Below are 22644 nucleotides of genomic sequence, written 5' to 3'. Positions count from 1 at the left end.
TTAGCTTATCTCATTGAAGAAATAGACTTACCAGACTTAAAGTATTTAATTAAAATTTACTTAATAAAAACTTTGTTCTTTTTTAAAGAAACTTTCAGCTATTCTGGAGGCTTCTTGAAAATTGATTTCATTACACACCCAAAATGATAAAAGCTTTCCATCCAAATGGAAATATTGCTTGTGATATTCAGTTACATCATCTGAATGAGGATTTCCTATAGAGAAATAATTTTCATTATTCTTTCTTACTTTACCGTTTAAAATACCGCCAATACAAATATCCATTTTTATACCAGTTATAAAGTCAACTTATACAACACAATTCTAATTTCTATATTATATAAAACAAATAATCAACTTATTTAATTATCCATATAAAAAACCCACAAAGGAAGAAGTGGGTTTTTTAACTATATTGATGATTAGAGCCGTTTAATTGAGCAAATCACTACAGATCAAATCGTCTAAAATCATCAAATTACTTTAGTTTAAGCATTCGTCACAATTGTGATATTCGAAGCTTGTGGGCCTTTTTTACCCTGTGTTACAGTAAACTGAACACGCTGACCTTCTAAAAGAACTTTAAAGCCTTGTGTTTGAATCTCAGAAAAATGTGCAAAAACATCTTTACCTTCATCAGTTTGAATAAAACCGAAACCTTTAGTTTCATTAAACCATTTTACTGTACCAGTAGTATTAGACATAAATTAATCCTAACTTTTAAAAACATTATCATTTATTATTGGGCAAACCAATAGAACTAAAAAATACACATTCTACTTAAATATCTAAAAATATACGGAGGATTATAAATAAAACTGCGAAAAGAGAGACTTTGGGTAACATGAATATTTTTGTAGTTAGTGTCGACTATACACGCTTCTTAACGAATTGCAATCGATATCTTAATTAATTCATTTCTTATTGAATACGAAGGTATCAAATTCTAACTTTCTATCTGATTTTCAATGATATTTAAATATAATTTTCTAACACTGTATCTATATATTAATTAAAAATATTTAATGCTTTTTAAAGTATTGGATTTTTAATTTTCAAATTATTTAGAGTTAAAAAAATAAGATTGTGTAGGAACTTTCAAATATTATCCTATTAATTTACTTTTTTATAAATTATACATACTTGTCTGTATACATTATTCCTATTCTACTTTAAAGTAGGCATGCAATTAACATATTGATGATAAAACAGGAAGTATCAACGTGAGCGGTCTTTTAGTTTTTATAACCATTGCTTTTCTTACTTTATCAAGCCCAGGCCCAGGCGTTTTATTTACAGTAACAAATTCAATAAATTATGGTGTGAGAACAGCTTTATTTGGCATTAGTGGTTTAATTATTGGTATGTTTATTATCGCTGTGATTTCTGCAAGCGGTGTCGGACTTATTATTACTAGCAACCCTACTATCTTCACTGCTTTAAAATTTATTGGGGCCTTTTACTTAATGTACTTAGGCTATAAAAATTTTATTAAAAAATCCCCAACTCAAGACTTATTAGAAACTGAACATAATGAAAAAGGGATAAAGAAATCAAAGCTTTTCTATCAAGGGTTGTTTGCCTCACTACTTAATCCAAAGACAATTGTCTTTTTTATTGCCCTTTTCCCACAGTTTATTGATATTAAAAAAGAAATATTAAATCAGTTTTTGGTTTTATCTTTAACATTCTGCTTGATCGGATTTTTAATTCATTTAGTTTATGCCAACTTTTCCTCAATATTCAAAGAGAAGATGCTTGCCGGAAATAATTTTTCTAAGCTCAATAAAGTCAGTGGTTGTATATTTTTTCTTTTAGCAGTTTTACTTATTACTCAATAAAACTATTTTATGAAAGTGAGCCAACTTGTAAGGCTATAACTCAATAGCTTTAGCAAGTTAGCTTTTTTATAAGCTGATACGATTAGCAAGCCATCCATAAAAGAATTGCTCATGCTTCGGATTTGTTTCCGTAATTTCAATATAGCATTGGCCTTGCATAATATTAAGAAGCCGTACCAGCACTTTTTCACCTTCCTTACCACGGTTTTTAATATATTTTATTAAAGCCTGCAAAGTGGCTGGCCCATATTCACCATCTACCTTAAGGTCTACCCAGCCTTCTTTGCCCTCCCTATTCAATAAATTTAATGCACGTTGTAAAAGTGGTTTTGTGAAACTAATGCCACAATTCACACCCGTGTCGAATAACTCTTCAGCAATAAGTGCGCTGATCAAATTAACTTGATCAAATCGCGGCTCAAGCCAATATTGATTCCTATAAATTTCTCTGGCTGTCTCTAACGTTAAATTCTCCATTGCACCTTGATAACCATAACTACGAGCAACGGCTTGTGTAATTCCAAATTTAGTCGCATGCCCATGATCAAGTGGATCATTTACATAGCCACCTTCGCGTTTTATTAGTGCATCTAAATATTGTTCAATATTCATAAGAGTTGTCCTCATCTTTATTAGGGCCAAACAGCTATTAGCTTTGGATATCATCTTTCGCTTTTTTTAGATCTTTCATGACTTCAACAATGGTTTTTCCTTCTTGTTTATTAATGAAATTAAATATCCACCTCACAATTGCCCAACCAGGTAAGCCACAAATAAAGAAGAATCCACCTAAAGTGATCATTCCCCATATATCTGTCACCCACTCATGTAAATTCCATTTCATGATAATGAATGAGCCACCAGTCAAGCTTGAAACAACCGTACAAATCAAACCAACGGCCCATTCTTGAGGTGAACGTGGAAAGCGCATAATTAAAACTACTGCAACAACTAAGCTCACTGCTAAAGCCACCATCATGACAGTGCCATAAAGGTTAAAAGCGGCAGCTAGCCCATTTGAAGTTAAAAAATTTTCCATAATTTAATCCTGCCTAAAGTGTAATTTTTTGAAAAATAATCATGGCTACTGCTTTGTTATTTTTCATATTTTTATATCTAACTCTGCTATGTATACAGATTTAATCTAGTCGCTCTTGTTCTTTTTAAACCGCTATGAATGACATAAGCCTCAGTAAAACTGCACCGCTAGATAACCTCTCTTTTTTGACCATAAAGTTGAGATAACACGTTGCCGTATATCGGAAACTTTTGTGACGCATTAAATTCTTTGTTAGATTCTTCATGTTCTTGATACCCTTTATCGATGAACATTAAGCCTGATCCACGGAATCGGGCTTTTTTTATTCCATTTCTTGTTTTTAATAGTCTGTATAAACCACTCATCGACTATCGCCATTTTTATATTCTGTCGTCCAGTGAGGCAGAATAATCATTACTTTCTTGATAAAATATTGATAAAATTAAGAAATAAATTTCAAATAAAATATTATTTTCGTTCTATCAATATGTCCTTATAACTGATATTATAACTATAGTTATTATTAGTCAATAACTATAGTTGTTTTACTAAATATAACTTAAGTTATATATTTGTTATAAGTTAGCTGGTGCGATCATTATGGCTCTTAAAGACCGTTTAAAAGATTCAAGGATTAAAGCTAAAAAAACACAGGCAGAGGTTGCTGAAGCAGTAAAGATGTCTCAGCCTGCTTATCAAGCTTTAGAATCGGGGAAGAATTTAAAATCTGCTTTTCTTCCACTCATTGCACAGTTTTTAGGTGTAGATGCTTATTGGCTTACTACAGGAAACTCAGAAGACTCTTTTAGAGAAAGTGATGTATTTAGTCCTACTGTCGTGAATAACGATGCAGCAGACCAATATGTCTGGATCGAAGTAGTTGAAGCGAGTTTTTCTTGTGGTACAGGCGAATCAATCGAATTTCATTTTGATGCAATTAATGGGAAAATTCCTTTCCCCGCTTCATTCTTTAAAGAAAAACGTGTTGCTCAGGAATGCATGCGTATTATCAAAGCTAAGGGCGATAGTATGACCGATTACATCAAAGATGGTGATCTGGTCGGTATTGATATTTCTCAAACAGAAGTAATTGATGGTGAAATCTATGCCGTTTATTTTGCTGGTGAAGGCATGATTAAACAAATTTTTAAAGAGGCAGATGGCTCTTTAATTTTGCATAGTTTAAATGAAAAATTTAGAGACCGACGTGTCACCGAAGAGAACGGTAAAAACTTTAAGGTCATGGGGCGTCAGTTCTGGAGAGCGGGCTAATTTAGTTATTAAATATAGCTAAAATAATAATAAGACCTTTTTCATCACTTTCGTCTTTTTATAACTTTAATTATTTAACTTTCTTCTTGATATAAAAAAACCTATCTCCTTTAAAAGGGATAGGTTTTTTTGCTTTTTTATTACCATGATTTTATCAACAATATGTATTTAAACGATAAAGTTGATTAAACCCAGCATAAAAGCTTTTTCCGTCTTGGTTTAACTCAATTTCTTCACCAGTTTGAAGCTGAATTTTCTTTCCAACCTCAACCCAACGATAACCATCAAGCGAGTTTTGCTTACGGACGTGAGGAACAATCCTCACATTAATTTCATTGCCATTTACGGCTGTGGCGATTTGCCACTCATTTACTATATTCACAATCATTCACTCATCACTGAGCTCATGTGATTTAACGGTATTTAATTAGAACGCTAGATTTAAGGTATGGACAATTCGTCTAGAATTTAATATTTAGCTTGATATAGGGTTATTTATAAGCTAATTGCTTTCCATGATTTCGTATCATGAAAAGTAGTACATCACAGAGCATAATATTTTGGATGCGGGGGTCGGATTTGAACCAACGACCTTCGGGTTATGAGCCCGACGAGCTACCAGACTGCTCCACCCCGCAATTGGAAGTAAGCTTTATACGCTTATATATTTTATAAAGCAAACTTTATTTTTTAATCGGTTGTAATTATTAAGAATTATCTTTTTATTAATTTTTCTTTTTATCCGCTCAAATTAAATAAGCCCCCTCAATTTCAATTTTAACGCTCTAAATTGTTGTATTTATTTTAAACAGAACCCGTTATTCATAGACAACAATTGCCATGCTTGGGTAGCTTTTATACTATCTAGTTTCAACCCATCATTTATAGTTTATATGTCTGATCCTCAGCTCTCTCTTAGTGAATATCTCGGTACAGTGCAGGAAGTCATACGCCTGACTTTTGACGAGCCTGTATGGGTGAGAGCGGAAATTCGGAATTTAAATGTTAAAGGTGGACATTATTATTTAGAGCTTGCAGAAAAAGATGCTGACACCGACAAGGTCATTGCAAGCTGTAAAGCGACCATCTGGAAATTTTCAGCAAGTAAAATTGTTCTCAAGTTTGAACGTGAAACAGGTATTGAGTTAGCTAGTGATTTAAACGTTTTAATCAAAATTAGAGCGCGTTTCGATCCGCAATATGGATTTTCAGTCAATATTGAAGAAATAGACTCAAGTTTTACACTTGGAGAAATTGCAAAACGTTATCAACAAATTGTAGAACGTTTAACTCAAGAAGGGTTAATACATAAGAACAAACTTCTCCCTACTCCTTTTGATATACAAAATGTATTAGTTATTGCTCCTCAAAATGCTGCGGGTTTAGGTGACTTTAAAAAGGATGCGGATGCTCTTGAGCGGAATAGGGTTTGTCATTTTGTTTATCAAAGTGCAACCTTTCAGGGAAATACGGCTGCCGTCAGTCTTATGGAGTCGTTGGCAACAGGTTTAAAACAATGGGCAAATAATTTTAACTTTCCACCCGACCTGATTGTAATTATTCGCGGGGGTGGCGCTGTAAATGACTTAGCTTATTTAAATGATTATGAGCTTGCCGCTCTCCTCTGTAAACGCAGCGTGCCGATTTGGGTCGGTATTGGACATGAAAAAGATCGTACTATCCTTGACGAGATTGCACACCGTTCGTTTGATACTCCAAGTAAAGTGATTGCGGGTATTCGCAACCATATTGTTGAACGTGTACAAGAAGCTGTAGACAACCTGCAAACAATCAAACTCTTGTCACAACATCAAATCACGACCTATCAAAGCAAGAATGATCAATATCTACAACATATTAAATCCTCTGCCCAAGCTCAGCTTAATTCAGCTCACCAGTTCCTTGAGCAGATGAAGGAACGCATTCAATTTGTTTCACAGCAACAAGTTAAATTTTCTCTATCGCAAACTGAATCTCTTATGCGAGAAATTCTTTTGCAAAACCCGAAACAAATTCAAGCAAAAGGTTATGCAATTGTAAGATCAGAAGGCAAAGCAATTCGTTCCATTCACCAAATCACTAGCTCTACCATTACTGTTGATATGCAAGATGGAGCAATTAACGCTAATATTACCGAGGTAATTCCAAATGAATGATAAAGAACTGACTTTTAAAGAAGGTCATGACATTTTAAAGCGAAATGCCGAATTACTTGAATCTCAGGAAAGCCCAGATATTGATAATTTGATGAAGATTGTTGAAGAATCCATTGGTGCTTATAAAGCTTGCAAAGCTCGCATTGAAGCAGTCCAGCAAGCTTTAGATGAAACTTTTAAAGAATAAATTTCCATAAAAAAAGCCCATTTCTACTTCTCATTGAAGAAATGGGCTTAGTGAACACCACTTAGTCCTGAAATACAAAAATGTGGATTAGGTCACATTTTTGCAAAAACATAGTTCCATAAGGACCCCTTGGTGTTCAAGATTTTAATTGTGTCTATACGTTAGTTTGCTTTTATTTTAAGCAACACTAAAACAGATGAAAAAATCAATTTTCCTTCGCCCCTCTATAATTCATCTTCATTAAACGGGCCAACTAATTTATAAATTTTTCCATCTTTTGGATTTTCATACAGTAAATCCATATTCGGTAGAATAATATCGTCATCAATTTCGATATGCTCTACACTTTTATACAGCTCTAATTTCTGATCGTTCGCAGGTCTAACCTTTGCTAAAGCAATACTTTCTTGGTCAAACTGATCTTTAATAACAACTTTTAATCTCTTCATGAAAAAACTCCTGTATATTAAATTTTTTAATATAAATTAATTTGTTAGGTCTAAAATGAGCTAATCGCTGAATAGCCGATTGGCATGGCAAAAAAAGTTAAAATAAATGCAGCAATACGTTGTAAGTTACGTTGATTTAACCAAGTGACTTTATTTGAGATTAATACTGTACCAAACATAATCCATAAAAAAGCAATTGGGGTAATTAAAGATAAAAAGACAACAATGTGAATAAAATATAAATGAGGAACTTCCCACGCTGCATGTGGAAAAATCGCTGAAGCAAAAAGTAAAGCTTTCGGATTTAAAAGTGTCGCAAGAAATAAAGCTTTTGGTGTAATAAGCGGTCGGTCTAAATTAATATCTTCAGACGATGTCATCCAGAGTTTAAAAGCAAGATAGAGTATAAAACCCGCACTCATCAGCTTTAATATGGCTGGAAGCCATGGAATGAAATGAGACACCGATTCAAGTAAAACACCCCATGAGGTAATTGCGATCAGGTAACCTATTACCTCTGCCGGAATCAACTTAAGAGAATGCTTTACCCCTGCTTGTATGCCAGCCGAGGCTAATAATGTATTTGTTGGTCCTGGAGTCAACAAAATAGTGACTACAAGTCCAATAAATAAAAATGACACCATAGGCAAAAAACTCTATTGATTACGCTAGGCGAAATATGTCAAAAACAATCCTGTATTGTCGACAAAATCGTTGTAACAAGAAATATTACAAATATTTTTTATTTTTTAAAATCAAATCATTAATAAAAAATGAACTCAAGCTTCACTATAAATTATTCAATTTTAAATTTGCAAAATACGTCACATAAATTTTAAAAAACCAAATTCAAGTTAAAAATAGACTTAATTTATCTATAAAAATGAAGTGGTTATTTTTGTATCTTTTTTAGACAAATTCTCACGTTTTTCATCCCACAAAAAGAAAAATTACAGAGCTTGAAATTATCAAATTGATCAATATATATACACATGAAAATCGTGATTTTACTGAATAGATGTATCGTTCCCATCAATTCATTGATCGCCGCTTTCATCGAATTAAATAGTTGATGGAGGATGCATGATGAATGCTTATGTACGCCCTCATCCCGATGGTTTTAAATCTTATTTAGGAAAGGATCAGAAAACCGGCCTCTATACAGTACGGGTTGGTTGGACAGTATATGAAACCAATGCCAATGGTTCTGTTCTGTATATTGTTAAAGAGGAAAGTAAGATTCCACTGGATGTAGAAAAGTTTAAAACTGACCGACCTAAAATCTATGATGCGCTTTTAAATGAAGTGCAATTTCAACGCAGAAAACAATTGGCTATTGATCTTCAAAAGTCCAATATTCCCTCTTATGATCGTAAAGCCTACAAAAAGCGCCGCGGCTTTACAGGCTCTTAATTCAATTTACCTATAGTCAAGTCATACAGAAAAAGCACCCGTGGGTGCTTTTTCTTTATCGACCAGTTGCAATTAATACAAACAAGCTCAGTATTAAAGTGCTTAATGATCGTTTGCAGTGTACGTGGACTTCATGCTCAGCTCCGTGAGCGTACTGTTCAATGTTTTCCATTACGTGTGCCCTTAAAGTTCACACTGATAATTTGCCTAATTTTCATACATTAAAAAATTAGCCAAAAGTATTATATCCAAACAAATTTTATTTTTTGTTTTTAGGTATCTCTTCTTAAGGTTTTACTGTCTTTTTAGAATTTAGCTAACAAAGTACCTGTAACATTCTTATACGAGGTTAATCTCGTATTGAGCATTTGTAGATCTTTCATTTCAAAGTGCCCGATAGGAAAAATGATTTTATAAAATGAAAAAAGATAACAATATTCGGTTTTTTAATAATAGCCTTTCAAAAGGAGAATATTAAAATGAATAGCTCACAAGAACCAAATCAATCTCTGTTTAATCAAGCATCTACCTCTATTCAAGCCTGCATTGAATGTATATTTGCTTGTAAGCATTGTGCCTCTGCATGCCTACAAGAAGAGCATGTGCATATGATGCGTGAGTGCATCAAACACTGCTTAACCTGTGTAGAAACCTGTCAGTTATGCACATCTTTAGAATTAAGACATTCCGAGCTTGCTGAACAAGCCATGCAGCTATGTGCTAATGCATGTCAACTATGTGCAGCTGAGTGTAGTAAACACGAACATGAGCATTGTCAGGTTTGTGCAAAAGCATGTTTAGCGTGTGCTCAAGCTTGTCAGGCATATCGTGCTTAATTTTTAGACGTGTTTAGAAACCTACGGCCTATTACGTTCGTAGGTTTTAAAACTTTATAGAACAAAGAATTAAATTTTTAGATCAGATGAGTCATTACTTTTTTTAGGCATAAAAAAACCCGCATCTTGGGGAAAATGCAGGCTCTTAGATCTCCCACAACGACCATGAGTTCATTATTAAGCTTGAACTTTAAACCGTTAACTAAATGTACCCTTAATAAAAATAAATTGCAATACAGAATAGTCTGTATATTTGAAATATTTTATTATTTTTACATTACTTTTTCTTAAATAGTTTAAAAACATAAGCTATCCCACACTTAGAAATAACTTTTCATAGGCATTAAAAAAGCCCGTTTCACGGGCTTTTCTGCAACGTTGAGCACTCAAAAAATGTGTCTATCCATTTTTATTTGCTCTTTGCTAGCTGTTTATAAGGTCTTATCGTATCTTTTGCCCTGTCCCAAGTTTCCCTGTGGATCGAGGAGATATTACGATTACCTTAAGTACATTTATAGCACATTATTTATTCATGGCTAGTGCTGTTCACGTTTTTTTACAAATGAATAAAACACTTTCAAACCTTCATATTTCAAGGGTTTTCGACGCCATTTGCGTACTGGCGAGCCGTATCACAAATCGGATACCACTTCACTTGTGAATTGACAAAAGCATGAGAGATGACTGGCGTGGATATTTCTTCATTAATGAGCCCTACCCTTAAACGCACCACATCAGGTTTATCTAAACGTTCACTCCAGACAGGTGAACCGCAGATTTTACAGAACACTCTTTTTTTATTAGGCGATGCAAAATACGCTTGCAAAAGATTTTCACCCTGTACAATCTCTAAATCGCTTTTTTGTACTTGAGTGATGGCCGCAAAAGCAGCCCCTTGTGCTTTTTGGCATTGCTTACAGTGACAAACCATAATGGGTTCTAATTCGGCATTAATACGAAGTTGAACACCATTACAAAGACAAGAAACTGAATAAGCCATGATTTTTCCTTTTTATTTTTATAAGGTTTAACTTACGCCTACACCTTTTTCAATGTGGTCTAAAATCGCACACGAAGCCTGCTGGTCACCACAGCAATCATCAGCTGAAGCCTGCAAAATATTAACCATTTCCTGTAAATGAGCAATTTTTTGCTTTAATTCGGCAATGTGTTTTACGGTTAAAGCTTTCACCTCTGCACTATGCCGATCGGTATTTTTCCAAAGCGAAATAAGCTCTTTCATCTGTTCAGATGAAAAACCTAACTCTCGAGCATGCTTTAAAAAGTTTAAAGTTTTAAGGTCTGTTTCTGAATAAATGCGATAGCCAGAAGCAGAACGCCGAGCTGCTTCAAGTAAACCGATTTCTTCATAGTAGCGAATCATTTTCGCTGAAATACCCGAATGTTTGGATGCCTGACCGATATTCATCTCACACCTCAAATATTAAATTTGGTTTAAGACCTGCTGTCATGATCTTAAACCAAAAGTTGATTTTCAGCACGCTTACTGTACTGGCGCATGAAAGCGTTTTAAGCGTAATGCATTGCCTAAAACAAAGACCGAAGAAAGTGCCATCGCACCTGCTGCAAACATTGGTGAAAGTAACACCCCAAAGGCTGGATATAGGGCACCTGCTGCAATTGGAATAAGTGCAACGTTATATACAAATGCCCAGAACAGATTTTGGCGTATGTTTCGCATAGTTACTTTACTTAGTGCAATTGCGTTCGGTACGCCTTTTAAACTACCTGACATCAGCACCACATCGGCAGCTTCAATCGCAACATCAGTTCCTGTACCAATGGCTAAGCCCACGTCCGCTTGTGCCAAGGCTGGTGCATCGTTAATGCCATCACCTACAAAAGCTAAGCGACCATATTGTTTTTGCAGTTGGCGGACTGTATCCACTTTGCCCTCGGGTAAAACCTCTGCCACAACTTCATCAATGTTCAGCTTTTTGGCAATTGCTTGCGCCGTATGACGGTTGTCGCCTGTAATCATGGCAACCTTTAACCCAAGCTGATGTAAGGCCTCAATCGCAGCATAGGTTGTTTCTTTAATTGGGTCTGCCACGGCAATAATTGCTGCAAGTTGCTGGTCAATGGCAACATAGAGTGGTGTTTTGCCTTCTTCCCCCAATTGAGCAGCAATCGCTTGGAATGAGTTGGTATCTAAACCAAGTTGGTGCATATAACGGTCTGCGCCAATTTGTACTTTTTGACCAGAAACTTCCGCCTCAATACCTGAACCTGTAATCGAGTTAAATGCTGTTACTGGTAATAAGTTTATGCCTTCACTTTCTGCTGCTTGAACAATAGCTAAAGCGATTGGATGTTCAGACTTGGCTTCGACAGAGGCAACTAAAGTCAGCACTTGCTTACGTTCAAAACCTGATTGCACATTAAAGTCTGTCAGTGTCGGTTTGCCTTCGGTGAGCGTACCCGTTTTATCAACTGCAACCACTTTCGCTTCTTGTAAAAGCTGCAAAGCTTCACCTTTACGGAACAAGACACCTAGCTCAGCACCACGTCCAGTACCGACCATGATAGAAGTTGGTGTTGCAAGCCCCATCGCACAAGGACAAGCAATAATCAGTACCGCAACAGCATTCACCAAGCCAAAAGTTAGCGCAGGCTCTGGTCCCCAAATAAACCAAACCAAGAAAGTAATTGCAGCAATTAGCATCACTACAGGCACAAACCACATAGTGACTTTATCGACCAACCCCTGAATCGGAAGTTTAGAACCTTGGGCTTGTTCAACCATGCGAATAATTTGTGAAAGTACAGACGAAGAACCAACGGCGGTTGCCCGAATGTTTAGAGTACCGTTTTGATTGACCGTGCCTCCAACCACCTGCTGTCCCACTACTTTTTCAACAGGAACAGGCTCACCCGTAATCATAGATTCATCAATATAGCTGTGCCCTTCAACCACCTCACCATCGACTGGCACACGCTCACCCGGACGGATTTCTACAATAGTTCCACTGACCACTTCGGCAACTGCAACTTCCACTATTTGTCCATCGCGCTGAATGCGAGCAGTTTTTGGCTGCATTCCTACCAAATGTTGAATCGCTTGCGAAGTACGTCCTTTAGCTTTTGCTTCAAAATAACGTCCGAGTAAAATTAAACTGACAATTACAGCAGCCGCTTCAAAGTAAACATTGACCGTGCCTTGTGGTAAAACCTGCGGCATAAAGGTTGCCACGACTGAGAAACTGTAGGCAGCTAAAGTTCCAACAGCGACCAACGAGTTCATATCGGGTGCTAAACGCCATAAGGCTGGAATCCCTTTTTGGTAAAAACGGCGTCCAGGAAAAACGAGTACTAAGGTGGTCAAAACAAACTGTAAAAGCCAGCTATTGTATTGACCAATGGTGTGCATGACCCACATGTGAAAAGCTGGGATTAGATGTGAACCCATTTCCAAAATAAACACAGGTAAGGCTAACACAATCGAAATGATCAAATCTTTTTTAAGCTGGTCTAACTCTGAAGCTTTTTTATCGAATTGCTCATCTTGATGTTTTTCCGATGCTTTCGCGTCATATCCTGCTTTTTTCACAGCGCTAATTAAGTCTTCAACATTGACTGAGGAATCTGCTTGTACCCAAGCCTGCTCTGTTGCCAAGTTGACGGTTGCCTCTTGAACGCCGTCTACTTTTTTAAGGGCTTTTTCAACACGTGCAACACAAGATGCACAGGTCATGCCCTCAATAGACAACTCCACTGGCGCAGCTTTTGGAACATCATAACCTGCTCGTTCAACTGCTTTAATCAGGGCTTCACGTTGAATCGGTTGATTTGAATAAACAACAGCTTTCTCTGTTGCCAAATTAACGTTAGCAATTTCTATATTTTCAACTTTCTTAAGTGCTTTTTCGACACGTCCTACACAGGAGGCACAAGTCATGCCCTCAATTGAGAGTGTTTCACTATATGCTGGCAATTTTGTGGTTTTTGAGTCCATCAAACACCTCTGCAAATCTGCAAAATTTAATATTCTGTATTGAGCATACAGATTCCCATCATGGGAAGGTCAAGCATATTTTTTTAAAAATTTGGTCTTGACCTTACAATCATGACAAGGTTTAGACTCAGTGTTATCCAAACAAACATCTCATTCTTGATGGAGTATGAATATGAAACTACTTATTGAAAATATGACTTGTGGTGGCTGCGCACGTGGCGTGACTGCAACGATTCAAGATGTCGATCCAAATGCAAAAGTAGATGTAGACTTAGCGAGCAAAATTGTGACTGTTGAAAGCAGTGAAAGCATCGATAAAATTACCGAAGCACTTGAAGAAGATGGTTTCCCAGCGAAAGTGCAATAATGAATAGGGCCTAACATTTAAAGTTAGGCCTTTATTTTTGAGCTTGTTGATATTGACTCAAAGCTGAAATTTTTTAATTCGATAGTCTAGTGCTGCCCGAGTTAGCCCTAATAAACGTGCCGCTTCAGACACATTATGATTTGCCTTTTTTAAAGCCGTTAAAATTAACTGCTTCTCGTGTTCTTCTAAATTAAACTCTGCCTGTAATAATTGCTCAAAGTCAGTTTTAACAGCTACAGCCTGCTCTGGGTCATGCTTGATCTGAGGGAAAATGGCATTTAACTTAATCAGTTGCTGATCATCCGTTAATAAAACCGCCCTTTCTAATAAGTTTTCTAACTCACGAATATTTCCCGGCCATTCATATTGCTGCATAAAAACTTTGGTCTTTTCACTTACACCCTGAATGGTTTTGCCGTACATTTTTTCAAAGCGATGAAGAAAGTGTTCAACTAGTAAAGGGATGTCTTCACGGCGCTCCCGCAAAGGCGGAATCTGAACTGGAAAAATATTTAAGCGATAATACAAATCTGCCCGAAATCGTCCTGTTTTCACCGCTTGCTCAAGATCTTCATTGGTTGCTGTAATTACACGAACATCTAAAATACGAGTTTGTGAGTCTCCTACTCGCTCAAATTCACCTTCTTGCAAAATGCGTAATAGTGCTGCTTGTGCACGAGGAGAAAGCTCAATCACCTCATCTAAAAAAATCGTACCGCCATTGGCTCGTTCAAACTTACCCAAGCGAGACTGATGTGCCCCCGTATAGGCACCCTTTTCTACCCCGAATAATTCGGACTCAATTAACTCTGGTGGAATCGCTGCACAATTTACCGCAATAAAAGGTTGGTCTTTTCTTTGGCTATTTTCATGGACACCTCGTGCAAAAGCTTCTTTACCAACGCCAGTTTCGCCTTGTAGCAAAATAGAAACTTTCGAGCCTGCTGCTTTGGTTAATAATGCACAGACCTGTTTATAAGAGGCTGACTTACCCACAGAACTAAATAATTGGTAATCGACTTCGCTGTCGCTATAAATTGATTTTTTTAATTCAAACAGTTCAGCCTGCAACGCAATCAGTTCTTTTTCCATAGGTTCGGGAGACATGAACTGAATTAGATTATCTGCATTTTCCCACTCTTCTAAAGGCTTACCAATAATACGGCAATGCTCGTGGCCACAAGCTTTACACTCTATTTCTTGATAAATAATGGTCATGCCGGTCGCAAAACTACTGTAGCCGCATGCATAACCCAGAAGCATCCAGCACGCAGGTTCATCACTCGGGCCAAAGTGCTCTAAATGCACATCGGCTTCAAAAGAGTTAAGCCAATTTAAATCAGCATAAAACTGTTTTTTGTCGTGGCTTAAATTGAGCTGGTTGGCCTGTACTTGCACCATTCCACGAATCGCATGCATTTGTGGACCCGCCATAAAAGCATCGTATTCATTTAAATCGGGACGCATTTTTGTTGTAACTTCTGCATCTTTTAACCCTGCTTGATACCCTAAACGAATAAAGAAACGCTTAGTCCGCTCAAGCCCAATCATGTGTGCCAAGTCTTTACGCAAATATCCCATAATGCTGGTGTGTAAAAGCAGCATCCGATATTCATCAAACCAGATTTGGCCGTGGGCAGTATCAAAGTGCAGTTTAGACAGCAAATCGTGAATTTCTTGCGGATGATCTGCGTATCGTCCCGTTGTATCGTATTTTACTCGAGCCATGAGTGATCTGTTTTAATCCATTAAACACATTTGGGTTTTATCTCATCTTATCGAAGAACCAGATAAATGTCCTAGTACCTTAAAGACATAACTTCATACTAAAAAAGTATTTCTAAATCTCTCCTTTTAAAGCCTCAAACATTCTAAAAATAAATTTTTATAACCCGCTTTCATCAAATCATGAATATCTCTATTTCACCATTCAAAAGAATTCATGAAATAGTGAATTTTGAAAACGCCTCACTTTTCACAAAAATCTTAATTAATTGTTTTTAATAATAAAAATAAAGTTGGCATAGCTTTTGTAAAGCTAATAGCGAGAGCAAGGAGCATTCATCAATTTCAAGACCATGTCTTGATGGAGTACAGCATGACGCAACCTCAAGTCGAAGCATTAACCAAATATATTCGGGTCACTGGCGACTTAAACGCAGAGTTTATCGAATTCGATTTTGCCATTCATGACCCAAGTCTATTTGTGGAACTGGTTTTGCCTAAACATGCATTTAATGATTTTTGTAAGACCAATCAAGTGGTTGAAATGACCCAAGAGCAACAAGCTTTTAATGATGTTCAGGAAGAAAAATGGCGCTATGGCACTGAAGCAGTGCCTTAGTCGGCACGCAACGTAATAGCAACGATCACGATGATCAGATGTAAAAATATAAGGAGATAAAGCCATGACTTTAGAAATCAAAACGTCAAATGTCGAACCTATCCGCCAGAACTACGCCTATATCGAAAGACGATTTGGTAGTAAGCCAGCAACTCGATATCAAGAAGTGAGTTTTGATGTACAGGCAGAAACTAATTTCCACTATCGTCCTTTGTGGAAACCTGAAAAAACCTTAAATGACAAAACCCATACTGCCCTGCAAATGCAAGATTGGTATGCATTTAAAGATCCACGTCAATTCTATTATGGAACTTACGTTCAACATCGTGCACGTTTGCAGGACACAGCCGAAAGTAATTTTGCTTTTTTTGAAAAACGTCAGCTTGCAGAGCATTTGTCTGACGAAGTCAAAGCCAAGGTCATTGAGTGCCTATTGCCATTTCGCCACGTTGAACAAACTGCAAACTTACACATGATGTCTGGAAGTGCCTATGGTTATGGCACCGTGCTTACCCAAGCTTGTATTTATGCCGCGATGGATCATTTAGGAATTGCGCAGTACATCTCACGGATTGGTTTAGCTTTAGATGGTAATAGCGGCAATTCATTACAACAGGCAAAACAGGCTTGGATGCAACATCCGGCATGGCAAGGCTTACGCCGTCTGTGTGAAGAAAGCCTCACCGAGCAAGACTACTTCAAACTTTTCTTATTACAGAACCTTGTGATTGACGGCTTTGTGACAGAGCTTGTTTATCAACAGTTTGATCAGTGGTTAGTCACTCAAAATGCTCGCGACTTAGCCATGCTGACTGAGTTTATGAAAGACACTTTAGGTGATTTACGTAAGTGGTCAGACACCGTCATTAAAACTGCCGCTGCAGAGTCAGATCACAACAAACAGCTATTAAATGAATGGTTCACTCAGTCTTTGGCTCAAGTGAAAGCAGTCTTTACATCTTGGGCATCAGCAGCCTTAACAGCAGATGCAGTCGATCAAGCAGAACATGCCGTTATTGAACGCGCAAAAAAACTCGGCCTACAACCACTTACAAATGCTTAAGGAGAAGCAACATGTCTAAAGTCTATCTCGCATTACAAGACAACGATACTTCACGCTACATCATCGAGGCGATTGAAGAAGATAACCCTGAAGCTTCAATTCAGTATTTACCAGCCATGATTCGAATTGAAAGTGAAACTGATTTGGTCATTAAAGCCGAAACCGTATCTGAAAAACTAGGCCAAGATTGGGACATCCAATCGTTACAACTCAATATGATTACGCTGGGCGGCAACGTCGAAGAAGATGATGATACTTTCCGCCTTCACTGGAATTAATCACAACATAGATGTTGTTTAACAAAGATTTAAGGATGATCAATCATGACAACTCAAACGAAAGAAACCAGCAAAAAGTTAAATGCTAAAGATCGTTACCGCGCATTAACCCGTGATCTGGACTGGGACTTTTCCTATGCTGACCGTAAAGACGCCTTTCCTTATGAAGAATTTGAAGGCATCAAAATTACGGACTGGTCTAAATGGGAAGATCCATTCCGTTTAACCATGGATGCTTACTGGAAATATCAGGCAGAAAAAGAGAAAAAACTTTATGCCATTTTTGATGCCTTTGCTCAAAATAATGGTCAGATGAATGTCAGCAATGAACGCTACTTAAATGCGATCAAACTCTTTTTAACGGCGGTGACTCCACTTGAATATCAAGCTTATCAAGGCTATGCCCATGTAGGTCGCCAGTTTAGTGGTATTGGAGCACGTATTGCTTCTCAGATGCAGTCGATTGATGAGCTGCGTCATGTACAGACCCAAATTCATGCCATGAGCCATTACAACAAGTTCTTTGATGGTTTTCAGGACTGGGCACATATGCATGACCGCGTTTGGTATTTGTCTGTGCCTAAATCATTTTTTGAAGATGCCCGTTCTGCCGGACCTTTCGAATTTTTATTAGCGATTAGTTTTGCTTTTGAATATGTACTTACCAACTTACTGTTTGTGCCGTTTATGTCAGGTGCAGCTTATAACGGCGATATGGCAACTGTAACCTTTGGCTTTAGTGCGCAGTCAGATGAAGCTCGCCACATGACGCTTGGTCTTGAAATCGTGAAATTCTTGCTCGAACAGCATGAGGACAACGTGCCGATTGTGCAGGAATGGATTGATAAATGGTTCTGGCGTGGAACGCGTTTGCTTTCAATTGTGGGCATGATGATGGATTACATGCTGCCAAATAAAGTGATGTCGTGGAAAGAAGCTTGGGAGGTTTATTTTGAACAGGCAGGCGGCGCGCTATTTAAAGATTTAAGCCGTTATGGCATTCGTATGCCGAAATATAGCGATGTCATTGTAAAAGAAAAAGAGCATGTCTCACATCAGGCATGGTGGATTTTCTATAACTTTGGTCATGCTGCTGGTTTCCATACTTGGATTCCAACCGACGAAGAAATGGATTGGTTATCGGCTAAATATCCAGACACTTTCGATAAATACTACCGTCCAAAATGGGAGCTGGCTCGCAAAATGGAAGCCGAAGGTAAACGCTTCTACAGCGCAGGTTTACCACAGCTTTGTCAGGTTTGTCAGATTCCAATGACCTTTACCGAAATGGGCGATGACCCGACTCAATTTAGTTATCGCCATAGCATTTACCAAGGCGAACGCTACCACACCTGTTCAGATGGCTGTCATGACATTTTCGAACGCGAGCCTGAAAAATATATACAAGCATGGCTACCTGTAAATCAAATATTGCAAGGTAACTGTGGTGGCGGTGACCTCGAAACTATGCTCCGTGATTATTACCGCATGAATGTCGGTGCCGACAATCTGGATATTGAAGGTTCTCCAGACCAACAGCGCTGGAAAAAATGGAAAGGCAACGCAGCTTAAGCACAAGGAATTGTTCAGGCAGTCATCAAGCTGCCTGATAGGAAATAAGGAGATTGAACATGACTGTTCGCGCGATACACAACAACTATCAATTTGAACCGCTTGATCTGCAAAAAAATTATGGCGATCAATTCTTACTTTACGTGGGTTGGGATCATCACACCCTTTTTTGCTCGGCACATGCCATGCTTGCCTCGCCTCAACAAACTTTTGGACAGTTGATTGAGCAACAAATTACAGGTGGTTTTGCCCAACATCCAGATTTTTCCAAAATTGATTGGTCAAAAGTGCAATACACATTAGATGGTCAAGCAATTAGTCCTGAGAGTACAAAAACTTTGGTAGAGCTTGGTTTTGGGCATAAGTCATTACTTCGTTTCGTTACGCCAGAATTAAATGGCTATAACGACAGTTACGTTTAATTCGGAGGTGTGTCATGAGTTATCAAGTCACCATTGAACCGATCGGAACAACGATTGAAGTAGAAGAAGACCAGACCATTTTAGATGCAGCTTTACGCCAAGGTGTTTGGTTACCCTTTGCCTGTGGTCATGGCACTTGCGGGACATGCAAGGTTCAAGTCACCGATGGTTTTTATGATGTCGGTGAAGCTTCTCCCTTTGCGCTCATGGATATTGAACGTGATGAAAATAAGGTGCTTGCCTGCTGCTGCAAACCACAGTCCGACATGGTCATTGAAGCCGATGTCGATGAAGACCCAGATTTCTTAGGTCATTTGGTTCAAGACTATCAAGCGACCGTCATTGAAATAAAAGACTTGTCCCCGACCATTAAGAGTATTCGTCTACAACTAGATCGTTCAATCGAATTCCAAGCTGGCCAATATATCAATGTCCAATTTCCAAACATTGAAGGAACTCGTGCATTTTCAATTGCCAACTCACCAAGTGAAGTCGGCATCGTTGAGCTGCATATTCGTAAAGTTGAAGGCGGTGCAGCAACGACTTATGTGCATGAACAACTTACCACAGGTGATCAGCTCGATATTTCAGGCCCTTATGGTCAATTTTTTGTACGCAAGTCAGATGATCAAAATGCCATTTTCATTGCGGGTGGTTCAGGTCTTTCAAGCCCACAATCGATGATTTTAGATTTGCTTGAGTCTGGAGATAGTCGCACGATTTACCTCTTCCAAGGAGCACGAGACTTGGCAGAGCTATACAACCGAGAATTGTTTGAACAGCTCGTAAAAGACTATCCGAACTTCCGCTATATCCCTGCTCTCAATGCACCAAAACCAGAAGACCAATGGACTGGATTTACCGGATTTGTGCATGAGGCTGTTGCCGATTACTTTGAAAATCGATGTGGTGGACACAAAGCGTATTTGTGTGGCCCACCCATCATGATCGACTCGGCAATTTCAACACTCATGCAAAGTCGCTTATTCGAACGGGACATTCACACTGAACGCTTCTTAAGTGCAGCCGATGGTGCTGCCGGACAATCGCGTTCAGCTTTATTCAAACATATTTAAAGATAAATCTTTAAGCACTCGGCTTTTTCAAATGAGCTTTGTATTTGTAATTTAGAAAGCAAATACAAGACTCACAAGAGTTCTGCATTCCAAATTTACAGGTTAAACAGACTCAAATTTTTAAAGACCGTTAAGGAATAACGTTTTTTTAGTGACAAGCCAAACAACACAGAATAGGACATTCTATGAATAACAAAATCTCTGCAATCATATGTGGTGTAATCAGCTCCCTTTACCTTCCGTCTGCATTTGCGACAGAAAATGGCTCAGACTCTTTTGCTTTAGGTGCCGAAGGTATGATGGCAGGTGCTCTACCACCTGCTGGCGTCTACTTACTCAGTTATTATCAAAATTACCACGCATCAGAGTTTCAAAATGGTCCCAATCAGTTCCATGTTGATGTCAACGCTGTGGTTCCGCGGTTGGTTTGGATGACCGATCAAAAAATTATGGATGGACAACTCGGTTTTTATGCAGCCCAACCATTGGTTTATCAAAGGCTTAAAATAAATGGAATGGCTGACTCAAACCAAGGTCTCGGAGACTTGATTTTGGGTGGCATGCTCGGCTGGCATCAAGGAAATCATCACTGGATTGCAGCCCTAGAAACTGTGCTCGGGACAGGTGAATATGACACTCCAAGTGCGACACATCCAGTTGAAGCCAATCTCGGGAAAAACTATCACACCATTCGACCAATTATTGCCTATAGTTATGCCAACGCGGCAGGTTTAGATCTATCTACTAAATTGTCTTATAGCTGGAATACGCGTAATGACGCGACCGACTACCAGTCTGGACAATACATTGCGGGTGACTATAGCTTGGGTTATCGCATTAACCCAAAACTCAAAGTTGCAGTTGAAGGCTATGCCTTTAAACAAACCACAGATGACAAAGTAAACGGAAGTGACATTGGGTTTAAAGGACAGGCTTTTGCAATTGGGCCAGGCATTCAATATGCCGATAAGAATTGGTCTATTGAAGCCAAATTTCTAAAAGAAACCGAAGTCGAATATCGCCCCGAAGGCCATACCAGCTGGCTAAAATTAATTTGGGCTTTCTAAAACACATCAACGCATAGCTTCAACCTTTGAGGCTATGCACTTCCCTTATTTAAAAATCGATACCATTTGAATCATCTATCGGGTTCTGATCAAGTGTAAAAACAGTTCGTTGATAAGGTATCCCTTCCAAGTCATAAACCTGATAAATACAGTCGAACAATGATTGTAAGTCTTCACTTCTGTCCATTGCCCGTGCAGTAATAAAAATTGGGCTGACCGCGCCGTTATCTAAAATCGGAATATAGTTTAAGTGTGGAAATCGAATGGTATCAGCACTTGCTGGAATAATGCAGATCCCTTCCCCCGCTGCGACTAAGCCCAAAGCCAATTGAATTTCCCGTATCTCATGCATATTTTTGGGAACCAAACTATGTTCGGCAAAAATATTCAAAAGCTGGGTTGAGAAGTTGGGTTTCGGTGAAGTGGGATACATAAACATCTTTTCATCAATCAAATCGGCCAGATATACCCCTTCTGTGCGCTGTGCAATTGGATGACTGGTATGCGCGGCAACGACCAAACGCTCTTTACGTAAAAGAATTCGCCTCACGGCGGGATCACTAATTCTTAAACGCCCGAAACCAACATCAATGCGTCCTTCTTTTAATGCCTGTAGTTGTTCAGTGGTACTTAACTCCATCAATTGAATATTCAAATGAGGTTGTTGTTGCCGAAATAAATAAATGATTCGAGGCAGTAAACCATAGAGTAAAGACCCGACAAAACCAATCGTCACACTACGTTCAATCAGACCAATACGTTTGGTCATACTTTTTATTTCTTCAGCATTCGACAAAAGTTTAAGGGCATGCTGATAAAAGAAATGTCCGGCTGGTGTTGTCTGTAAAGGACGGCTTCCACGCTCAAACAGTTGAATTCCAAGCTCACTTTCCAAATTTTGAATCTGTCGACTCAAAGGTGGTTGAGCAATAAATAGTTTTTCCGCGGCTTTTGTAAAGCTCTGTTCTTCAACAACCGCTACAAAATACCGTAAATGTCTTAGTTCCATCAGGTTTCCATACCTTTAAGATATAAAAAAATGCAAATTCAGTCTTAGACACAGTTTAACCATTCTTTTAAGGTATATACAAGCAACAAACCGATGAAGTGATGAATTGCTTTGTGAACAAGCCTTTTGCCAATCTTCCAGTTATTCATCTTCATCAATTCACGGTTAAACACTCAGCGCACTCATGCGCTTCATTGAAAATATTAGGATATCAAGACCTTGTAGATCGTAGCTAAGGCCTTGGTGACTTCCACACTTTTGGAAAGTCGGAGAACGG

Annotated in this window: 26 protein-coding genes, 1 tRNA gene and 1 pseudogene; 14 read left to right on the top strand and 14 right to left on the bottom strand. The window is 38.2% G+C overall.

The genetic code is table 11. From position 1 onward, the window contains the following. Positions 1 to 60: 60 nt before the first annotated feature. The gene (locus EGS71_RS19880; RefSeq protein ID WP_000350299.1) at positions 61 to 285 is read right to left on the bottom strand and encodes a hypothetical protein; all 225 of its coding nucleotides are present in this window, start codon (positions 283 to 285) and stop codon (positions 61 to 63) included. Positions 286 to 488: 203 nt separating this feature from the next. Beyond that, entirely contained in the window at positions 489 to 704 is a 216-nt protein-coding gene (locus EGS71_RS19875; RefSeq protein WP_000072673.1) for a cold-shock protein, read from the bottom strand. 519 nt (positions 705 to 1223) lie between these two features. Here EGS71_RS19875 and EGS71_RS19870 point away from each other — a divergent pair. Continuing rightward, the gene (locus EGS71_RS19870) at positions 1224 to 1841 is read left to right on the top strand and encodes a LysE family translocator (protein ID WP_000015971.1); all 618 of its coding nucleotides are present in this window, start codon (positions 1224 to 1226) and stop codon (positions 1839 to 1841) included. 66 nt (positions 1842 to 1907) lie between these two features. Here EGS71_RS19870 and EGS71_RS19865 read toward each other — a convergent pair whose 3' ends face one another. Then, a complete protein-coding gene (locus EGS71_RS19865) occupies positions 1908 to 2453 on the bottom strand; it encodes a glycoside hydrolase family 108 protein (RefSeq protein ID WP_001019683.1) in 546 nt (181 codons plus the stop codon). A 37-nt stretch (positions 2454 to 2490) separates the two neighbouring features. Next, the gene (locus tag EGS71_RS19860) at positions 2491 to 2880 is read right to left on the bottom strand and encodes a hypothetical protein (RefSeq protein WP_000427176.1); all 390 of its coding nucleotides are present in this window, start codon (positions 2878 to 2880) and stop codon (positions 2491 to 2493) included. A gap of 600 nt (positions 2881 to 3480) precedes the next feature. Between EGS71_RS19860 and EGS71_RS19850 the strand changes: the two genes are divergently transcribed. Next, the gene (locus tag EGS71_RS19850; protein WP_001185369.1) at positions 3481 to 4152 is read left to right on the top strand and encodes an XRE family transcriptional regulator; all 672 of its coding nucleotides are present in this window, start codon (positions 3481 to 3483) and stop codon (positions 4150 to 4152) included. Between the two features lie 154 nt (positions 4153 to 4306). Here the strand turns inward: EGS71_RS19850 and EGS71_RS19845 are convergent, their stop codons facing one another. Continuing rightward, positions 4307 to 4540, bottom strand: coding sequence for a transposase (locus EGS71_RS19845; RefSeq protein ID WP_000636785.1), 234 nt, complete (start codon positions 4538 to 4540; stop codon positions 4307 to 4309). Positions 4541 to 4713: 173 nt separating this feature from the next. Beyond that, positions 4714 to 4790 (bottom strand) — tRNA-Met (locus EGS71_RS19840). A gap of 255 nt (positions 4791 to 5045) precedes the next feature. Here EGS71_RS19840 and xseA point away from each other — a divergent pair. Together xseA and xseB are read left to right on the top strand one after the other, a co-directional pair. Then, a complete protein-coding gene (xseA, locus tag EGS71_RS19835) occupies positions 5046 to 6308 on the top strand; it encodes an exodeoxyribonuclease VII large subunit (RefSeq protein WP_001283237.1) in 1263 nt (420 codons plus the stop codon). Beyond that, positions 6301 to 6495: an exodeoxyribonuclease VII small subunit gene (gene xseB / locus EGS71_RS19830; RefSeq protein WP_000998195.1), complete on the top strand. Its 195-nt coding sequence runs from the start codon at positions 6301 to 6303 to the stop codon at positions 6493 to 6495. Before xseA ends, xseB begins: the two co-directional genes overlap by 8 nt. Positions 6496 to 6719: 224 nt before the next feature. Here xseB and EGS71_RS19825 read toward each other — a convergent pair whose 3' ends face one another. Together EGS71_RS19825 and EGS71_RS19820 are read right to left on the bottom strand one after the other, a co-directional pair. Next, positions 6720 to 6944, bottom strand: a complete 225-nt coding sequence (locus EGS71_RS19825; RefSeq protein WP_000825869.1) for a hypothetical protein — start codon at positions 6942 to 6944, stop codon at positions 6720 to 6722. A 50-nt stretch (positions 6945 to 6994) separates the two neighbouring features. Next, positions 6995 to 7588 carry a LysE family translocator gene (locus EGS71_RS19820; RefSeq protein ID WP_000253376.1) on the bottom strand — a complete coding sequence of 198 codons (594 nt, stop codon included), beginning with the start codon at positions 7586 to 7588 and terminating at the stop codon, positions 6995 to 6997. Positions 7589 to 8027: 439 nt separating this feature from the next. Here EGS71_RS19820 and EGS71_RS19810 point away from each other — a divergent pair, with 439 nt between their 5' ends. Both EGS71_RS19810 and EGS71_RS19805 read left to right on the top strand, forming a co-directional pair. Further along, entirely contained in the window at positions 8028 to 8357 is a 330-nt protein-coding gene (locus EGS71_RS19810) for a hypothetical protein (RefSeq protein ID WP_000980495.1), read from the top strand. Positions 8358 to 8836: 479 nt separating this feature from the next. After that, positions 8837 to 9193: a four-helix bundle copper-binding protein gene (locus tag EGS71_RS19805; RefSeq protein ID WP_001088961.1), complete on the top strand. Its 357-nt coding sequence runs from the start codon at positions 8837 to 8839 to the stop codon at positions 9191 to 9193. A 592-nt stretch (positions 9194 to 9785) separates the two neighbouring features. On the opposite strand, the gene EGS71_RS19800 is transcribed toward EGS71_RS19805, so the two are convergent. From EGS71_RS19800 to EGS71_RS19790, 3 genes are all read right to left on the bottom strand, one after another. Continuing rightward, positions 9786 to 10193 carry a GFA family protein gene (locus tag EGS71_RS19800; protein WP_000331886.1) on the bottom strand — a complete coding sequence of 136 codons (408 nt, stop codon included), beginning with the start codon at positions 10191 to 10193 and terminating at the stop codon, positions 9786 to 9788. Positions 10194 to 10220: 27 nt separating this feature from the next. Next, positions 10221 to 10622 (bottom strand): Cu(I)-responsive transcriptional regulator, encoded by a 402-nt coding sequence (gene cueR / locus EGS71_RS19795; protein WP_001020654.1) that lies wholly within the window; start codon positions 10620 to 10622, stop codon positions 10221 to 10223. 75 nt (positions 10623 to 10697) lie between these two features. Continuing rightward, on the bottom strand, positions 10698 to 13169 hold the full coding sequence (locus EGS71_RS19790) for a heavy metal translocating P-type ATPase (protein WP_000377575.1): 2472 nt from the start codon (positions 13167 to 13169) through the stop codon (positions 10698 to 10700). 166 nt (positions 13170 to 13335) lie between these two features. On the opposite strand from EGS71_RS19790, the gene EGS71_RS19785 reads away from it, so the two are divergent. Next, a complete protein-coding gene (locus EGS71_RS19785) occupies positions 13336 to 13536 on the top strand; it encodes a heavy-metal-associated domain-containing protein (protein WP_014466119.1) in 201 nt (66 codons plus the stop codon). A gap of 57 nt (positions 13537 to 13593) precedes the next feature. On the opposite strand, the gene mobR is transcribed toward EGS71_RS19785, so the two are convergent. Next, a complete protein-coding gene (gene mobR / locus EGS71_RS19780) occupies positions 13594 to 15264 on the bottom strand; it encodes a phenol degradation transcriptional regulator MobR (protein WP_000124865.1) in 1671 nt (556 codons plus the stop codon). A gap of 370 nt (positions 15265 to 15634) precedes the next feature. On the opposite strand from mobR, the pseudogene EGS71_RS19775 reads away from it, so the two are divergent. The 7 genes and pseudogenes from EGS71_RS19775 (at position 15635) to EGS71_RS19745 (ending at position 21358) form a co-directional block, all read left to right on the top strand. After that, positions 15635 to 15924, top strand: a pseudogene (locus EGS71_RS19775) (phenol hydroxylase subunit). Positions 15925 to 15944: 20 nt separating this feature from the next. Next, complete coding sequence (locus tag EGS71_RS19770) at positions 15945 to 16943, top strand: aromatic/alkene monooxygenase hydroxylase subunit beta (protein ID WP_000171370.1); 999 nt, start codon at positions 15945 to 15947, stop codon at positions 16941 to 16943. A gap of 11 nt (positions 16944 to 16954) precedes the next feature. Continuing rightward, positions 16955 to 17221, top strand: a complete 267-nt coding sequence (locus tag EGS71_RS19765) for an MmoB/DmpM family protein (protein ID WP_000049448.1) — start codon at positions 16955 to 16957, stop codon at positions 17219 to 17221. Between the two features lie 45 nt (positions 17222 to 17266). Next, a complete protein-coding gene (locus EGS71_RS19760) occupies positions 17267 to 18793 on the top strand; it encodes an aromatic/alkene/methane monooxygenase hydroxylase/oxygenase subunit alpha (RefSeq protein ID WP_000211828.1) in 1527 nt (508 codons plus the stop codon). 59 nt (positions 18794 to 18852) lie between these two features. Next, on the top strand, positions 18853 to 19215 hold the full coding sequence (locus tag EGS71_RS19755) for a phenol hydroxylase subunit P4 (protein WP_000218246.1): 363 nt from the start codon (positions 18853 to 18855) through the stop codon (positions 19213 to 19215). A 14-nt stretch (positions 19216 to 19229) separates the two neighbouring features. Then, the gene (locus EGS71_RS19750) at positions 19230 to 20291 is read left to right on the top strand and encodes an NADH:ubiquinone reductase (Na(+)-transporting) subunit F (protein ID WP_000122052.1); all 1062 of its coding nucleotides are present in this window, start codon (positions 19230 to 19232) and stop codon (positions 20289 to 20291) included. A 185-nt stretch (positions 20292 to 20476) separates the two neighbouring features. Further along, positions 20477 to 21358: a SphA family protein gene (locus tag EGS71_RS19745; protein ID WP_001060340.1), complete on the top strand. Its 882-nt coding sequence runs from the start codon at positions 20477 to 20479 to the stop codon at positions 21356 to 21358. A 49-nt stretch (positions 21359 to 21407) separates the two neighbouring features. Here the strand turns inward: EGS71_RS19745 and EGS71_RS19740 are convergent, their stop codons facing one another. After that, positions 21408 to 22367, bottom strand: a complete 960-nt coding sequence (locus EGS71_RS19740) for a LysR family transcriptional regulator (RefSeq protein WP_000423274.1) — start codon at positions 22365 to 22367, stop codon at positions 21408 to 21410. A 44-nt stretch (positions 22368 to 22411) separates the two neighbouring features. After that, the gene (locus EGS71_RS19735; protein WP_002011251.1) at positions 22412 to 22540 is read right to left on the bottom strand and encodes a hypothetical protein; all 129 of its coding nucleotides are present in this window, start codon (positions 22538 to 22540) and stop codon (positions 22412 to 22414) included. Positions 22541 to 22644 lie beyond the last annotated feature (104 nt).

It is taken from the genome of Acinetobacter sp. FDAARGOS_559 (genome assembly GCF_003940475.1).
In the GTDB taxonomy this organism is placed as follows: domain Bacteria; phylum Pseudomonadota; class Gammaproteobacteria; order Pseudomonadales; family Moraxellaceae; genus Acinetobacter; species Acinetobacter baumannii.
This window is presented reverse-complemented; position numbering and strand designations above follow the sequence as displayed.

Bases quoted from the DNA above. Each gene is read 5' to 3' on its own strand.
- EGS71_RS19750 (WP_000122052.1), top strand. From the start codon at position 19,230: ATGAGTTATCAAGTCACCATTGAACCGATCGGAACAACGATTGAAGTA.
- xseB (WP_000998195.1), top strand. From the start codon at position 6,301: ATGAATGATAAAGAACTGACTTTTAAAGAAGGTCATGACATTTTAAAG.
- EGS71_RS19760 (WP_000211828.1), top strand. From the start codon at position 17,267: ATGACAACTCAAACGAAAGAAACCAGCAAAAAGTTAAATGCTAAAGAT.
- EGS71_RS19825 (WP_000825869.1), bottom strand. From the start codon at position 6,944: ATGAAGAGATTAAAAGTTGTTATTAAAGATCAGTTTGACCAAGAAAGT.
- EGS71_RS19820 (WP_000253376.1), bottom strand. From the start codon at position 7,588: ATGGTGTCATTTTTATTTATTGGACTTGTAGTCACTATTTTGTTGACT.
- EGS71_RS19770 (WP_000171370.1), top strand. From the start codon at position 15,945: ATGACTTTAGAAATCAAAACGTCAAATGTCGAACCTATCCGCCAGAAC.
- EGS71_RS19850 (WP_001185369.1), top strand. From the start codon at position 3,481: ATGGCTCTTAAAGACCGTTTAAAAGATTCAAGGATTAAAGCTAAAAAA.
- EGS71_RS19765 (WP_000049448.1), top strand. From the start codon at position 16,955: ATGTCTAAAGTCTATCTCGCATTACAAGACAACGATACTTCACGCTAC.
- EGS71_RS19755 (WP_000218246.1), top strand. From the start codon at position 18,853: ATGACTGTTCGCGCGATACACAACAACTATCAATTTGAACCGCTTGAT.
- EGS71_RS19860 (WP_000427176.1), bottom strand. From the start codon at position 2,880: ATGGAAAATTTTTTAACTTCAAATGGGCTAGCTGCCGCTTTTAACCTT.
- EGS71_RS19875 (WP_000072673.1), bottom strand. From the start codon at position 704: ATGTCTAATACTACTGGTACAGTAAAATGGTTTAATGAAACTAAAGGT.
- EGS71_RS19810 (WP_000980495.1), top strand. From the start codon at position 8,028: ATGATGAATGCTTATGTACGCCCTCATCCCGATGGTTTTAAATCTTAT.
- EGS71_RS19740 (WP_000423274.1), bottom strand. From the start codon at position 22,367: ATGGAACTAAGACATTTACGGTATTTTGTAGCGGTTGTTGAAGAACAG.
- EGS71_RS19845 (WP_000636785.1), bottom strand. From the start codon at position 4,540: ATGATTGTGAATATAGTAAATGAGTGGCAAATCGCCACAGCCGTAAAT.
- EGS71_RS19805 (WP_001088961.1), top strand. From the start codon at position 8,837: ATGAATAGCTCACAAGAACCAAATCAATCTCTGTTTAATCAAGCATCT.
- EGS71_RS19865 (WP_001019683.1), bottom strand. From the start codon at position 2,453: ATGAATATTGAACAATATTTAGATGCACTAATAAAACGCGAAGGTGGC.
- mobR (WP_000124865.1), bottom strand. From the start codon at position 15,264: ATGGCTCGAGTAAAATACGATACAACGGGACGATACGCAGATCATCCG.
- EGS71_RS19785 (WP_014466119.1), top strand. From the start codon at position 13,336: ATGAATATGAAACTACTTATTGAAAATATGACTTGTGGTGGCTGCGCA.
- EGS71_RS19745 (WP_001060340.1), top strand. From the start codon at position 20,477: ATGAATAACAAAATCTCTGCAATCATATGTGGTGTAATCAGCTCCCTT.
- xseA (WP_001283237.1), top strand. From the start codon at position 5,046: ATGTCTGATCCTCAGCTCTCTCTTAGTGAATATCTCGGTACAGTGCAG.
- cueR (WP_001020654.1), bottom strand. From the start codon at position 10,622: ATGAATATCGGTCAGGCATCCAAACATTCGGGTATTTCAGCGAAAATG.
- EGS71_RS19790 (WP_000377575.1), bottom strand. From the start codon at position 13,169: ATGGACTCAAAAACCACAAAATTGCCAGCATATAGTGAAACACTCTCA.
- EGS71_RS19880 (WP_000350299.1), bottom strand. From the start codon at position 285: ATGGATATTTGTATTGGCGGTATTTTAAACGGTAAAGTAAGAAAGAAT.
- EGS71_RS19800 (WP_000331886.1), bottom strand. From the start codon at position 10,193: ATGGCTTATTCAGTTTCTTGTCTTTGTAATGGTGTTCAACTTCGTATT.